The organism is Ferrovibrio sp. GW821-FHT12B10 (genome assembly GCF_058807515.1).
The window spans coordinates 3,454,495-3,467,489 of record NZ_JBXAQT010000001.1; the positions used below are offsets into that span (position 1 = coordinate 3,454,495).

Below are 12,995 nucleotides of genomic sequence, written 5' to 3' on the forward strand. Positions count from 1 at the left end.
ACCAGCATCAATTGGGCAGATAGCCCAGGTTGCGCCATTCCGTGTAGGCCTTGCGGAAGCTGTGATAGCTCTCCCAGACCTTCTTGAATTCCGGATTGGCGGCGCTTTCTTCCTTCACCACCTGGAACCACGAGGTTTTCAGCGCATCCATCACCGGCTTGGGCAGGGTGTGGATGTTGACGCCCCGGGCGCGGATTTCCTGCAGGGCTTTCACCTGCTGAACTTCGCCCTCGGCCAGGCTCTCGCGGATATTGTCGCCGCAGACATTGGTGATCAGGCCGCGCTGCGCATCCGTCAGGCTGTCCCAGACTTTCATGTTGATCAGCAGCGTGATCAGCGAACTCTGCTGGTGCCAGCCGGGGAAGTAGTAATGCGTCGCCGCCTTCTCGAAGCCGTAGCGCAGGTCGATGAAGGGCAGGGAGAATTCCGCCGCATCGATGCTGCCGCTCTGCAGGGCGTAGAAGGTGTCGCCGCCGCTCAGCGCCACTGTGTCGACGCCGAGCCGGCGCATCACCTTGGCACCGATGCCCATGAAGCGCATGCGCAGGCCGTTCAGGTCGGCCACGGTGTTGATCTCGCGGCGGAACCAGCCGCCCGATTCCGGCGGCAGCACGGTGCAGACGATCGGCTTGATGTTGAAGCGGGCGAAGCTCTCGTCCATCAGGTCCTGGCCACCGCCGTAGGACAGCCAGGCGAGATACTCGCCGGCCGACGGGCCAAACGGCACAGTGGAGAACAGCCAGAAGACGCTGTCGCGGTCGGCGAAGAAATTGGGCGAGGACCAGACGGCGTCGATGCTGCCGTCCGAGACCTTGGCGAACAGCTCGGCATTCGGCGCCAGCATGTTGGGCTCGAACACCTTCATTTCGATATTACCGTCGGATGCGGTTGACAGCTTTTCCACCATCGCCACGGCCATGGTGCCGATCTGCGGCGCCGAGGTCGGCGCGGCGCTGGCCAGCTTGATGACGACGGGACGACCGGGCGCTTCGGTCACGGCCTGGGCGCTGGCGTTCAGGGCAGTGTCGGGATCCTTGATGGCACGCGCTTCCGGGGTATTGGCCGACCGCTGCAACGAAACGGCGCCGATACCGATCAGAATACCAAGTACCAATGCCAGGCCGGCAACCGTGACCAGGCGTGCCATGTCAGAACTACCTTTTCCCCTGCCTGCGCACACCGCCCTGTTCGGGCCCACCAGCGCCGGGCTTTGTAATCGTGTGTGACAATAGGCGTCTGCCGGGCCGGCCGTCTACGCATACACGGATGATCGGGCGTCAGCTTGACCTTAGTTTCACATGAAACTAACCTGCCGCAAGGTAGAGAAACGATAACGAAGACCTGTCCCGGGAGGACACTATGGCAATGTCTCGCGTCATCACGTTGCTGTGCAGTGCAGCATTGACCGCTGTCATATGGGGTGGGGCGGCGCCGTCCGCCAGTGCCCAGGAGATCGAGCTCAAGCTGAGCCATTTCCTGCCGCCCGGCCACGGCATGCACCGCGACTGGTTCGTGCCCTGGGGCGAGGAGCTGGCCAAGCGCACCAACGGCAAGGTCAAGCTGACCGTCTATCCGGCGGGCAGCGCGTTCGGCAATCCGGCCCGCCAGCTGGAGCAGGCGGTGAGCGGCGTGGTCGACATCGCCCATGGCCTGCGCGGCGTGCCGGCTGGCCGCTTCAACCGCATGGGCATCATCGAATTCCCCTTCCTGGTCGAGACCGCGAATGCCGCCAGCCGCACGCTGTGGGATATGTACCCCAAGCATTTCGCGGCCGAGTTCCCCGACACGGTGAAGGTGCTGGGCCTGCATGCCCATAATGCCGGCCTGATCCATACCGGCGCCAAGCAGGTCAAGACCATGGACGACCTGAAGGGCCTGCGCATCCGGTCGCCCAGCCCGCAGATCAACGCCATGCTGCAGCAGCTGGGCGCGACCCCGGTCGGCCTGCCGCCGGGCGATGTCTACGAGAACCTGCAGCGCGGCGTGATTGATGGTGCGGTGTTCCCCTGGGACCCGATCAATTCCTTCCGCCTCTTTGAAGTGACGAAGTATCACCTCGATGCACGCTCCTACACCGCGAGCTTCTACTTCATCATCAACAAGCGCAAATACGACAGCCTGCCGGCCGATGTGAAGAAAGCCATCGACGACACCACCGGCACCGCGCTGACCGAGCGCTTCGGCGACTGGTGGAACCAGTGGGATGCGCCGGGCCTGGAAGCCGCCAGCAAGAAGGGTAACGTGATGACCTCGCTGTCGGAGGCCGAGCGCACCCGTTGGCGCGAGGCGCTGAAGCCCACCACCGAAAAGCTGCTCACCGACCTGGAAGGGCAGGGTGTCAAGGATGCTCGCGACATCTTCAAGGAGATGCAGCAGCGCGTCGCCAAATACGAAGGCGGCAAACGCTAAGAAAACTTTCAACCGCCCCGCCCAGTGCGGGGCGGTTCGTTTCTGCAGGACCGTGTTTATGCTCGCTTTATATCGCCTGGCCGATCGCGCCACCGCCTGGCTTGCCGTGGTCGGGGCCTGCTGCGCGCTGCTGGCCGGTGTGGTCACCTGCCTCGATATCGTGATCCGCAACATGGGTGGGCAGGGCATCATCGGCACCGTCGACATCACCCAGATGCTGATCGTCGCCGCCGCTTTCTTCACCATCCCCTATGGCTTCATGACCGACAGCCATGTCGCCGTCGATGTGGCGGTGAATTTCCTGCCGCCGCGCGGCCGGGCGCTGGCGCGTGTCTTTGCCGTTCTGTTGGGCGGCCTGCTGATGCTGGCGATTGGCTGGTACGGCATCGGGCAGGCCAACACGGTGGCGATGATGGGCGACAGGTCGCAGACCATCGCGCTGCCGATGATCTGGTTCTGGTATCCGCTGCTGGCGGGTTCGTTCTTCACGGTGCTGGTTGTTGCCGTGATTCTGGCGCGCCATCTGGGCGTCGTCATCACTGGACGTGATCGCCTGCCGTCGGTCGAGCACAAGGGAGAGATCCTGTGAGCGCGACGATGATGGGGATCGCCGGCTTTGTCGCCGTGCTGCTGCTGATGGTGGTGCAGGTGCCGGTCGCTGTGGCCATGGGCGTGGTGGGTGCCGTGGGCTTCCTGTGGCTGCAGGGCTGGGATGGGCTGGCCTATATGATGGGGTCGGCGCCGTTCGAGGCCGTCATCCCGTATAGTCTTTCCACCGTGCCGCTGTTCGTGATGATGGGCGTGTTCGCAACGTACGCGGGCCTGTCGCGCCAACTCTATGACGCGGCCTATGCCTTCCTCGGCCATTATCGTGGCGGCCTGGCGCTGGCCACCATGGGTGCCTGTGCGGCCTTTGGCTCGATCTGCGGCTCGGCCGTGGCGACGGCCGCCACCATGTGCCGCGTCGCGCTGCCCGAGATGCGCCGTCATGGTTATGCCGACAGCCTCGCCACCGCCACGGTGGCGGCCGGCGGTACGCTGGGCATTCTGATTCCGCCCTCGATCATTCTTCTCATCTATGCGCTGCTGACCGAGCAGTCGCTGGGCAAGCTGTATATCGCGGCGCTGCTCCCGAGTGTTCTGGGGACGGGCCTCTACATGCTGGCGATCACCGTGGTGACGCGCCTCAATCCGGCCAGCGGTCCGGCCGGCGAGAAGATGGACTGGCCCAACCGCCGCCGCACCATGAAAACGGTCTGGCCGGTCTTCCTGCTGTTCACCGTGGTGATCGGCGGCATGTTCATCGGCATCTTCTCGCCCAACGAGGCGGCCTCGGTCGGCGCGGTCGGCGCGCTGATCTTCGCGCTGGCCAGCCGCACGCTGACGCCGGGCCGCTTCAAGGATTCACTGCTGGAGACGGCGGCCACCAGCGCCATGATCTTCCTGATCCTGATCGGCGCGGGGCTATTCAACTTCTTCCTCGAAGTGACCAACGCGCCGCAGCTGGTGGTGCAGCATATCCAGGCGCTGGGCCTCAGCCCGACGATGTTCCTGGTCCTGCTCACGGTCTTCTATGTCATCCTCGGCGCGCTGATGGATGACCTAGCGATGATGCTGCTGACCTTGCCCTTCGTCTATCCGGCCGTGCAGGCATTGGGGATCGACCCGATCTGGTTCGGCATCTACATGGTGACGATTGTCGAGATCGGCATGATCGTGCCGCCGGTGGGCATGAACCTGTTCGTCATCCAGGGTGTGGGCAACGTGAAGCTGGAGACCGTGATACGCGGCATCCTGCCCTTCGTGCTAGCCGACATCCTGCGCGTGGGCCTGCTGATCGCATTCCCCGCCATCGTGCTATGGCTGCCGAAATTTATGGAGTGACGCTGCGTTTCTTCGGGGGCGGGGTGACGCCGTAGGTGCGGATCCAGCCCAGAGAGTCCGCCGTCGCCCCGGCCGGGCGGTATTCGCAGCCAATCCAGCCATCATAACCCAGCGCATCCAGCCGCTGGAAAATATAGTCGTAGTTGATTTCGCCGTTGCCCGGTTCGCGCCGGTCCGGCGGATTGGCGATCTGCACATGGCCGATCACCGGCATCTGGCGCTCGATGCGCTTGGCCAGATCACCATGAATGATCTGGGCATGATAAACATCGAACTGCAGGCGCAGGTTCGTGGTGTTGATCTCCTTGATCACCCGCTCGGCGAAGTCGAAGTCGCTCAGGAAAAAGCCGGGGATGTCGCGCTGGTTGATCGGTTCGATCATCAGGGTGATGCCGACCTGCGCGGCTTGCTGGGCGGCCCAGGCCAGGTTGTCCATGTAGCAGGCCTCCATGGCGCGGCGGTCGGCCTTGGCCGGCTGCAGCCCGGCGACCACATGCACCTGCTTGCAGCGCAGCGCCTGCGCATATTCAAAGGCGCGGCCGATGGTGGCGCGGAAGTCCTGGCGACGATCGGGCAGGGAAGCCAGCCCACGGTCGCCGGCCGCCCAGTCGCCGGGCGGTGCGTTGAACAGCGCGACCTGCAGGCCGGAATCCCGTACGGCGGCGGCCACGGCGGCGGCGCTGTGGTCATAAGGGAACATGAATTCCACGGCCTGGAAGCCCTGCTCGGCGGCCGCGGCGAAGCGGTCCAGGAAGGGCTCCTCCTGGAACAGGAAGCTCAGATTGGCAGCAAAGCGCGGCATGGTTTCCCCCCGGATTCTCTCCCGGATTTCTTTCTGGCCGAGAACCCGATCTGTCATCGGACGTTGGTTTTCCGAGACTGTCATTTCTGCTAACTGTTGGGCAAGTCTTCTTCTTTTCCCAGCCTCCTTCCGGCCACTCCCAGGGACCTCATGGCGAACGGCATCTTGCAGGCGGAACGCGACGGCAGCCGGCTGCGCTTGAGCGCCAGCGGCAGCTGGACGCTGGCCAGTGCCGCGGCCCTGCTGGAGGGCGTGGAGGCCGTGAAAGCGAGCGGGCTGCGCCAGGCCGTGCTGGACACCAATCGCATCGAGCGGCTGGACACCGCCGGCGCCATCCTGCTGCGCCGGCTGGATGCGGCGCTGTCGAAGCAGGGCGTGAAGCTCGACTGGGGCGGGTTGCGGCCCGAGCACCAAGCGCTGGTCGATTATGTGAAGGGTGCCGATGCCTCGGTGCCGATGCGGCCCGGCCCCGGCAGCGGCGTGATCGCGCTGATCACCTATTTCGGCTGGCTGACCGTTTTCTTCGGCCGCGAGGCCCTGCGCTTCATCGCCTTCATCGGCGAGGTGACCGAAACCTTCCTGCGGCTGATCGGCAAGCCGCAGCGCCTGCGGTTCACCTCGGTCGTGCACCATATGGAGCAGACCGGCCTGCGCGCCATTCCGATCGTCGGGCTGCTGTCCTTCCTGATCGGCATGGTGATGGCCTATCAAGGCGCCAGCCAGCTGCAGCGCTTTGGCGCGCAGATTTTCGTGGTCGACCTGATCAGCATCTCGGTGCTGCGCGAGCTTGGCATCCTGCTGACCGCGATCCTGATCGCCGGCCGTTCGGGCAGCGCCTTCACCGCCCAGATCGGCACCATGAAGGTGAACGAGGAAATCGCCGCCATGCGCGTGCTGGGGCTGGACCCGGTCGAGGTGCTGGTGCTGCCACGCGTCTTCGCGCTGGTGCTGACCCTGCCGGTGCTGGGTTTCTTCGCCGACATCATGGGCCTGCTGGGCGGTGCGCTGATGGCCTGGAACAACCTGGACATCGACCCTTTCATGTTCTTCCGCCGCCTGCATGACGGCAACGCGCTGCGGCATTTCACGCTGGGCATCGTCAAGGCACCGGTCTTTGCCGTGCTGATCGCGCTGGTTGGCTGCTACGAAGGCATGCGGGTCAAGCGCGATGCGGAAAGCGTCGGCCGCCTGACCACGCGCTCGGTGGTGCAGTCGATCTTCCTGGTGATCGTGTTCGACGCGCTGTTCTCCATCATCTTCAGCGTGATGGGGCTGTGATGGAAACGGAACAGCCTGCCCGCAGTGTCGGCCAGCCCGATGTCGTCATTTCGGTGCGCGGGCTGGTCAACCGCTTCGAGGGTCCGCCGGTGCATGACAGCCTCGACCTCGATGTCTATCGCGGCGAGGTGCTGGGCGTGGTCGGCGGCTCTGGCACCGGCAAGTCGGTTCTGCTGCGCAGCATCATCGGACTGAACCGCACCAAGGGCGGCAGCATCCGGCTGCTGGGCACCGACATGATCGAGGGCAGTCCCCAGGACTTGCGCGCCGTGCGCCAGCGCTTCGGCGTGCTGTTCCAGGATGGCGCGCTGTTCTCCTCGCTCACCGTCGCCCAGAATATCCAGGTGCCGCTCAAGGAGTTCTACGACCTGTCGCAGGACCTGCTGGACGAGATCGCGGCGGCCAAAGTCCATATGGTGGGCCTGCCAGCCGATGCCGCCGGCAAGTTCCCCGCCGAGCTGTCGGGCGGCATGCGCAAGCGCGCGGGCCTTGCCCGTGCGCTCGCCCTGGACCCCGAAGTGGTATTCTTCGATGAGCCGACCGCCGGCCTCGATCCCATCGGCGCGGCGGCCTTCGACCAGCTGGTGCGCGACCTGCAGAAGGCGCTGGGCCTGACCGTGTTCATGGTGACGCATGACCTGGACTCGCTGCATGCCATCTGCGACCGCATCGCCGTGCTGGCCGAGAAGAAGGTGCTGCTGACCGGGCCGATGGATGTCATGCTGAAAGACAGGCATCCCTGGGTGGTGGAGTATTTCCATGGGCCGCGTGCCCGCGCAGCCGCCGCCACGGCGCTGCTGGAGAAGAGGTGACATAATGGAAACGCGTGCCAATCATCTGCTGATCGGCAGCTTCATGCTGGTCTTCCTGGTGGCCATCGTGGCTTTCACGCTGTGGCTGGCCAAAAGCCGCACCGACCGCGACATCGCCCGCTACAACATCTACTTCACCGGCTCGGTGGCGGGTCTGGGCGTCGGCGGCGATGTGCGCTTCAACGGCATCAAGGTCGGCAATGTCACCCAGATCGTGATCGACCGCGACGATACCAGCCGTGTGCTGGTGATCGTGGAGATCGGCGCCGATACGCCGGTGCGCCGCGATTCGGAAGCCACGCTGCAACTGCAGGGCATCACCGGCGTATCCTATGTGCAGATCTCGCCGGGCAGCCGGGGCGCCGAGATCCTGCCGGTGGTGAGCGGCAGCGATCCAAAGGACTATCCGATCATCCGCTCGAAATCCTCGGCCATCGAGGCGCTGGTCGAAGCCGCGCCAGAGCTGTTCAACCGTGCGGCCCAGGTGCTGAGCGACGAGAACCTGAAGAACCTGAGCGGCATGATCGCCGACATGAAGGCGGTCACCGGCCAGCTCGCCGCCAAGCAGGACAGCATCGGCCGCGCCATCGACAGTTTCGAGCGCACCGGCACCGATATCGCCAAGATGGCCGCCGCTGCCGGCGAGATCGCCGGCAAGCTGGACAACCTGCTGACCGAGGCCGAGCATACCTTCAAGCAGAGCAACAAGATGCTGGATGGTGATGTGGCCGCGACGCTGAAGGATGCGCGTGCCACCCTGGCGCAGCTCCGCGCCATTGCCGAAGAGAACCGTGCGCCGATCAATGCCATCACCACTGATGGCTTCGGCGAGTTCCGCCGCTTCATCGCCGAGGCGCGCAGCCTGGTGACCAGCCTGTCGCGCGTGGCGCAGCGGCTGGAGGACGATCCGAGCGCCGTGCTGTTCGGCAATCGCGATGCCGAATACCGGACCGAAGGGGGAGGAGCCCGTCGATGAGCGCCATGACCACGACCATGTCGATGATGACTCGGCGCAGCCTGCTGCTGGCCGGCGCGGCACTGCCTTTATCTGCCTGCGGCGGCCTGCTGCCGCAGACGCCGCCCTCCAATCTCTACACGCTGTCGCCCAAGACCACTTTCAGCGGGGACCTGCCCAAGGTGGACTACCAGCTGGTGGTGGAGGAACCCTATGCGGCGGGCGGGCTGGATACACATCGCATCGCCATCTACACCACGCCCTATGAGGTGAAGTATTACGCCGAGGTGCGCTGGGCCGAGCGGGTGCCGCGCATGGTGCAGACCCTGCTGGTCGAGAGTTTCGAGAATACCGGCAAGATCGTCTCGGTCGGGCGCCAGTCGGTGGGCCTGCGCTCGGACTTCAACCTGAAGAGCGAGCTGCGTGAATTCCAGGCCGAGCTGAAAGACGGCGGCAACGTGCCGGAAGTGCTGGTGGCGCTGAACGCCAAGCTGGTCAGCCAGACGCGGCAGCAGATCGTCGCCTCGATGAACTTCTCGCGCCGCGCCAAGGCCAAGGGCACGGCCCTGCCTCAGGTGATCGAGGCGTTTGACGAGGCACTGGGCGCGGTGTTGCGCGACACCGTGCAGTGGTCGCTGGGCAACATGCGCAAGGATTTTCTGTAAGGCTCAGAGCCCGCTGCGCAGTTCCACGATCGGCTTGGACATCACCGCTTCGGTGTCCCAGGGGAACAGGATCCAGGTGTCCTGGCTCACTTCGGTGATGTAGCTGTCGACCATCGGCCGGCCGGAAGGTTTCGCGTAGATGGTGGCGAAATGCGCTTTCGGCAGCAGCTGGCGCACGGCTTTCGCGGTGACGCCGGTATCGACCAGGTCGTCGACGATCAGCCAGCCTTCGCCCTGATCGGGCAGGGCCGCCGTGGCGTCCTTCAGGATGTTGACCTTGGAGCCGCGCTCCAGCTCGTTATAGGTCGAGCAGGAGATGGTCTCGATCACGCGCACGTTCAGTTCGCGCGCCACGATGGCCGCTGGCACCAGGCCGCCGCGGGTGATGGCGACGATGCCCTTGTACTTGCCGCCATTGGCCTGCGCCGCATCGAGCAGGCGCCAGGCCAGCGCCTTGCAGTGGCGATGCAGTTCTTCCCAGGAGACGGGGAAGAATTTGGTGTAGCCATGGGTCTCGGTCATGTCAGGCTCCCGGCGCCGTGGTGGCGCGGCGATAGGCTTCCATGGGCGTGCGGACCATGTCCGGGATTTCCACGGATTTCAGAATCTTCTCATCGACGATGCAGGAGACATGGGTGGCCGTGAAGCAGACCTCGCCGGCCGCGTTGCGCCCCTTGATGTCGAAGGTGATGGTGGAGCGGCTGATCTTCTCGATGCGCAGCTCGACCGTGAAGGCATCGCCGCCTTTCAGCGCGCGCTGGAAATCCAGCCTGGTGCTGACCGTGGGGGCGCCGAGGCCGAATTCCTTGTGCAGGCGCAGGAACCAGACGTCGACGACCTCGCGCCAGAAGGCTTCCAGCGTCTCCATCACGTAATCCAGGAACTGCGTGGTGTAGACCATGCCGGCCGGATCGCATTCGCCCCACTGCACGATGCGCGGCACGGAGAAGGGGTGGTCAGGGCTGTAGCTCTTTGAATCGCTCATGGGCGGGGATGATACGGAGGCTGCCGGGCAAAAAAAAGGGCGTCCGAAGGGGATTCGGACGCCCTGTTTGTCTGGGAGGGAACCGTTTTACGACCGGACGTATTCGAAATCGACCGGCTGGTTGTTGATGCCGCGCGCCGGCGGGGCGATCCAGTTGGCGTATTTGCCGATCTCGGTCACCGGCTTCATCAGGCTGATGACATAGAGGCGGTCGTCCTCGGTGGGCAGCCAGGCATGATGCTTGGAGTCCCAGTCGGCCTGGCTGATGATCTTGCCCTGCGGGTCGACGCGCAGTTCGGCGAACTGGCCGATCTGGCGGTGGAAGGCGCGGTGCGGGATCTTCAGCTCGAAGTCGATGCCGTGACGCTTGATCACCTGGTTCCAGCGCATCACGCCGCGGGCACAGTCAGCCACGTAGTCGTCGCGCAGGCGTTCGTTCAGCGCGATCAGCGCCGCTTCTTCCTTCTCGCGGAAACCGTCGCCGTGAGGCTCGAGAACCTTGTAGGCCGCGTCGGTCAGCTTGTGGTCGTCGTCGATGCGGGTCTCGTCGAAACGCCCCTTGATGCCCATGGTGTAGTAGTTGGCGGCATTGGTGGAGATTTCCGAGCCAAACAGATCGACCGACACCGAGAAGTGGAAGTTCAGGTACTTCTGCAGGGTCGGCAGATCGATCACGCCATGCTTGCGCACGTCGTCGGTCTTGAAGTCACGCATGACTTCGCAGGTGCGCTGGATCACGCGGCTGATGCCGGTCTCGCCCACAAACATGTGGTGGGCTTCCTCGGTCAGCATGAAGCGGCAGGTGCGCGACAGCGGATCGAAACCGCTCTCGGCCAGCGAGGCGAGCTGGAACTTGCCGTCGCGGTCGGTGAAGAAGGTGAACATGAAGAAGCTGAGCCAGTCCGGCGTCGCCTCGTTGAAGGCGCCAAGGATGCGCGGCTTGTCGTCATCGCCCGAGCGGCGCTGCAGCAGGGCTTCGGCCTCTTCGCGGCCGTCGCGGCCGAAATAGGCATCGAGCAGGTAGACCATGGCCCAGAGATGACGGCCTTCCTCCACATTGACCTGGAAGAGGTTGCGCATGTCGTAAAGGGATGGGCAGGTCTGGCCGAGCAGGCGCTGCTGCTCGACCGAGGCCGGCTCGGTGTCGCCCTGGGTGACGATCAGGCGGCGCAGTACGCCGCGATACTCGCCGGGCACTTCCTGCCAGGCGTCATCGCCCTTGTGGTCGCCGAAGTTGATCTTGCGGCCGGCTTCCGGCTCGGCCAGGAAAATGCCCCAGCGGTAGTCCGGCATCTTCACATAGCCGAACTGCGCCCAGCCCTGCGCATCCACGCTGGTGGCGGTGCGCAGGTAGGCTTCGCGGGCCTGGAAGCCGGCGGGGCCCATATCGGACCACCAGTCGAGGAACTTCGGCTGCCAGTCTTCCAGCGCGCGCTGCAGGCGGCGGTTGTCGGAGAGATTGACGTTGTTCGGAATGCGGGACGTGTAGTCGATAGCCATGATCGATCTCCCTTAGACGCGTTTGCGGTCGTAGGCGGCGCGCTGGCCGGTGCCGTACTGCTTCAGCGCGCCCTGTTCGCCGACGGCGTTTGGACGCTGGAAAATCCAGTTCTGCCAGGCGGTGAGGCGACCGAAGATCTTGGTCTCCATCGTTTCCGGACCGCCGAAACGGAGCGAGGCTTCCATGCCGGTGAGGGCATCGGGCGAGAAGGCGGCACGCTCCTCGATGGCGATGCGCACTTCGTCTTCCCAGTCGATGTCATCGGGCGTGAAGGTGACGAGGCCGGCCTCATCGGAGGCTTCGGCATCCAGATCCTGGCTGATCAGCTTTTTGATGCTGTCGACGCGCGAGAGGTCATCGAGGTTGCGGCTGGCGATACGGCTCAGGCCGTTGCCCATCGGATAGGCGCCGAAGTTGAGCTCGGTCAGGCGGAGCGTGGCAGGCGGGCGGTTGTCGCCTTCCATCTGGCCGTCAAGCATGTAAGCGCGGTCAGACGCCACGACGAGTTCGAGCAGCGTGCCGGTGAAGCAGGAGCCGGGTTCGATGAGCGCGAAGGTCGAGCGCGAGGAGACGTCGATACGCTTGAACACGCGCTTGAGGAACAGGCGGATCTCGCGCACCAGCCAATTGGTTTTATAGCGCTCAAGTGCTTCATCATAAGCGGCGACCAGATCGGCATCGCCCCGGCTGCGGAACACCCACATGCCGGTGGTCTCTTCGTTGGTGCGCAGATGCAGGATCAGGTCGTCCATCTCGCGCGCAAAAGCCAGCGGCCAGAAGTTGACGCCCTGGGCCTGGATCGCATCGACGGAGGCGGGGGCGGCATCCTTGGGGCCATGCACGGTGATCTCGGCGATGCCCTTGGCGCGGTCGATCTTGGCCTCGACATGGCTGTAGCGGATGGTGTCGCCCTCGATCTTGCGCTCCAGCTTGGACAGCGCGATGCCCTTGGCATTGGCGGGGCGGTCGGACTTCTCACCCAGGCTGACGGCGCGTTCGCGCATTGCTTCGGCCAGCTTGGTGCGCGGCACGACTTCGTCGACCAGACGCCAGTCGACGGCGCGCTTGCCCTTGATGCCTTCCTCGATGGTGCAGAAGAAATCGGCGCGGTCGCGGCGCACCATGCGCTTGTCGACCAGGCGGGTGAGGCCGCCGGTGCCCGGCAGCACGGCCAGCAGCGGCACCTCGGGCAGCGACACCGAGGTGTTGCCGTCATCGGCCATCAGGATGTAGTCGGCGGCCAGCGCCAGTTCGTAGCCGCCGCCGGCGCAGGGGCCGTTCACGGCGGCGATGTAGGTCTGCTTCGACTCAGCGGTGGCGTCTTCGATGCCGTTGCGGGTCTCGTTGGTGAATTTGCAGAAGTTGACCTTCCAGCCATGCGCCGACTGGTTGAGCATGCGGATGTTGGCGCCGGCGCAGAAGATGCGCTCCTTGCCCGAGGTGAGGATTACCGACTTGATTTCGGGATGCTCGAAGCGCAGGCGCTGCACGGCATCATGCAGCTCGATATCGACGCCGAGATCGTAGGAATTGAGCTTCAGTTCATAGCCGGGGCGGAGGCCGCCATCCTCGCGGACATCCATCGCCAGGGTGGCGACGGGGCCGTCGAAGGTCAGCTTCCAGTGCTTGTACTGGCTCGGCTCGGTGCGGAAATCGACCGGCTGGTGCGTGCCGTTGAGTTGTTCGGCCATTGATAATCCTCCC

At 64.5% G+C, this 12,995-nt stretch carries 13 protein-coding genes; 7 read left to right on the plus strand and 6 right to left on the minus strand.

Annotation, left to right across the window (positions count from 1 at the left end; translation table 11 throughout):
- Positions 1-7: 7 nt before the first annotated feature.
- A complete protein-coding gene (locus AC1RRT_RS17180; RefSeq protein WP_493015034.1) occupies positions 8-1,147 on the minus strand; it encodes a TRAP transporter substrate-binding protein in 1,140 nt (379 codons plus the stop codon).
- A gap of 212 nt (positions 1,148-1,359) precedes the next feature.
- Between AC1RRT_RS17180 and AC1RRT_RS17185 the strand changes: the two genes are divergently transcribed.
- Genes AC1RRT_RS17185 through AC1RRT_RS17195 form a run of 3 tightly spaced genes read left to right on the plus strand, consistent with a single transcriptional unit; the run spans position 1,360 to position 4,293 of the window.
- The gene (locus AC1RRT_RS17185; RefSeq protein WP_493015035.1) at positions 1,360-2,409 is read left to right on the plus strand and encodes a TRAP transporter substrate-binding protein; all 1,050 of its coding nucleotides are present in this window, start codon (positions 1,360-1,362) and stop codon (positions 2,407-2,409) included.
- Between the two features lie 58 nt (positions 2,410-2,467).
- The gene (locus AC1RRT_RS17190; protein ID WP_493015036.1) at positions 2,468-2,998 is read left to right on the plus strand and encodes a TRAP transporter small permease; all 531 of its coding nucleotides are present in this window, start codon (positions 2,468-2,470) and stop codon (positions 2,996-2,998) included.
- The gene (locus AC1RRT_RS17195) at positions 2,995-4,293 is read left to right on the plus strand and encodes a TRAP transporter large permease (protein WP_493015037.1); all 1,299 of its coding nucleotides are present in this window, start codon (positions 2,995-2,997) and stop codon (positions 4,291-4,293) included. Before AC1RRT_RS17190 ends, AC1RRT_RS17195 begins: the two co-directional genes overlap by 4 nt.
- On the opposite strand, the gene otnI is transcribed toward AC1RRT_RS17195, so the two are convergent.
- Positions 4,283-5,095, minus strand: coding sequence for a 2-oxo-tetronate isomerase (gene otnI / locus AC1RRT_RS17200; RefSeq protein ID WP_493015038.1), 813 nt, complete (start codon positions 5,093-5,095; stop codon positions 4,283-4,285). The genes AC1RRT_RS17195 and otnI overlap by 11 nt on opposite strands.
- A gap of 150 nt (positions 5,096-5,245) precedes the next feature.
- On the opposite strand from otnI, the gene AC1RRT_RS17205 reads away from it, so the two are divergent.
- From AC1RRT_RS17205 to AC1RRT_RS17220, 4 genes are read left to right on the plus strand one after another with little or no spacing between them, the layout of a single operon-like run.
- Positions 5,246-6,373 carry an ABC transporter permease gene (locus tag AC1RRT_RS17205; RefSeq protein ID WP_493015039.1) on the plus strand — a complete coding sequence of 376 codons (1,128 nt, stop codon included), beginning with the start codon at positions 5,246-5,248 and terminating at the stop codon, positions 6,371-6,373.
- Positions 6,373-7,185 (plus strand): ABC transporter ATP-binding protein, encoded by an 813-nt coding sequence (locus AC1RRT_RS17210; protein ID WP_493015040.1) that lies wholly within the window; start codon positions 6,373-6,375, stop codon positions 7,183-7,185. The genes AC1RRT_RS17205 and AC1RRT_RS17210 overlap by 1 nt, the downstream gene beginning before the upstream one ends.
- A gap of 4 nt (positions 7,186-7,189) precedes the next feature.
- Positions 7,190-8,161: an MlaD family protein gene (locus AC1RRT_RS17215; protein WP_493015041.1), complete on the plus strand. Its 972-nt coding sequence runs from the start codon at positions 7,190-7,192 to the stop codon at positions 8,159-8,161.
- Positions 8,158-8,805, plus strand: coding sequence for an ABC-type transport auxiliary lipoprotein family protein (locus AC1RRT_RS17220; RefSeq protein ID WP_493015042.1), 648 nt, complete (start codon positions 8,158-8,160; stop codon positions 8,803-8,805). Before AC1RRT_RS17215 ends, AC1RRT_RS17220 begins: the two co-directional genes overlap by 4 nt.
- Positions 8,806-8,808: 3 nt before the next feature.
- On the opposite strand, the gene gpt is transcribed toward AC1RRT_RS17220, so the two are convergent.
- From gpt to boxC, 4 genes are all read right to left on the minus strand, one after another.
- The gene (gene gpt, locus AC1RRT_RS17225) at positions 8,809-9,327 is read right to left on the minus strand and encodes a xanthine phosphoribosyltransferase (protein ID WP_492970536.1); all 519 of its coding nucleotides are present in this window, start codon (positions 9,325-9,327) and stop codon (positions 8,809-8,811) included.
- Position 9,328: 1 nt separating this feature from the next.
- Entirely contained in the window at positions 9,329-9,790 is a 462-nt protein-coding gene (locus tag AC1RRT_RS17230) for an acyl-CoA thioesterase (protein WP_493015043.1), read from the minus strand.
- 87 nt (positions 9,791-9,877) lie between these two features.
- Positions 9,878-11,290: a benzoyl-CoA 2,3-epoxidase subunit BoxB gene (boxB, locus tag AC1RRT_RS17235; RefSeq protein WP_493015044.1), complete on the minus strand. Its 1,413-nt coding sequence runs from the start codon at positions 11,288-11,290 to the stop codon at positions 9,878-9,880.
- Positions 11,291-11,302: 12 nt separating this feature from the next.
- Positions 11,303-12,982, minus strand: a complete 1,680-nt coding sequence (boxC, locus tag AC1RRT_RS17240; RefSeq protein ID WP_493015045.1) for a 2,3-epoxybenzoyl-CoA dihydrolase — start codon at positions 12,980-12,982, stop codon at positions 11,303-11,305.
- Positions 12,983-12,995: the final 13 nt, after the last annotated feature.

What these genes read in the sequence shown, in the direction of transcription:
- boxB (WP_493015044.1), bottom strand. Translation starts at nt 11,290, where the DNA reads ATGGCTATCGACTACACGTCCCGCATTCCGAACAACGTCAATCTCTCC.
- AC1RRT_RS17220 (WP_493015042.1), top strand. Translation starts at nt 8,158, where the DNA reads ATGAGCGCCATGACCACGACCATGTCGATGATGACTCGGCGCAGCCTG.
- AC1RRT_RS17210 (WP_493015040.1), top strand. Translation starts at nt 6,373, where the DNA reads ATGGAAACGGAACAGCCTGCCCGCAGTGTCGGCCAGCCCGATGTCGTC.
- AC1RRT_RS17215 (WP_493015041.1), top strand. Translation starts at nt 7,190, where the DNA reads ATGGAAACGCGTGCCAATCATCTGCTGATCGGCAGCTTCATGCTGGTC.
- AC1RRT_RS17205 (WP_493015039.1), top strand. Translation starts at nt 5,246, where the DNA reads ATGGCGAACGGCATCTTGCAGGCGGAACGCGACGGCAGCCGGCTGCGC.
- gpt (WP_492970536.1), bottom strand. Translation starts at nt 9,327, where the DNA reads ATGACCGAGACCCATGGCTACACCAAATTCTTCCCCGTCTCCTGGGAA.
- otnI (WP_493015038.1), bottom strand. Translation starts at nt 5,095, where the DNA reads ATGCCGCGCTTTGCTGCCAATCTGAGCTTCCTGTTCCAGGAGGAGCCC.
- AC1RRT_RS17185 (WP_493015035.1), top strand. Translation starts at nt 1,360, where the DNA reads ATGGCAATGTCTCGCGTCATCACGTTGCTGTGCAGTGCAGCATTGACC.
- AC1RRT_RS17180 (WP_493015034.1), bottom strand. Translation starts at nt 1,147, where the DNA reads ATGGCACGCCTGGTCACGGTTGCCGGCCTGGCATTGGTACTTGGTATT.
- AC1RRT_RS17230 (WP_493015043.1), bottom strand. Translation starts at nt 9,790, where the DNA reads ATGAGCGATTCAAAGAGCTACAGCCCTGACCACCCCTTCTCCGTGCCG.
- AC1RRT_RS17190 (WP_493015036.1), top strand. Translation starts at nt 2,468, where the DNA reads ATGCTCGCTTTATATCGCCTGGCCGATCGCGCCACCGCCTGGCTTGCC.
- boxC (WP_493015045.1), bottom strand. Translation starts at nt 12,982, where the DNA reads ATGGCCGAACAACTCAACGGCACGCACCAGCCGGTCGATTTCCGCACC.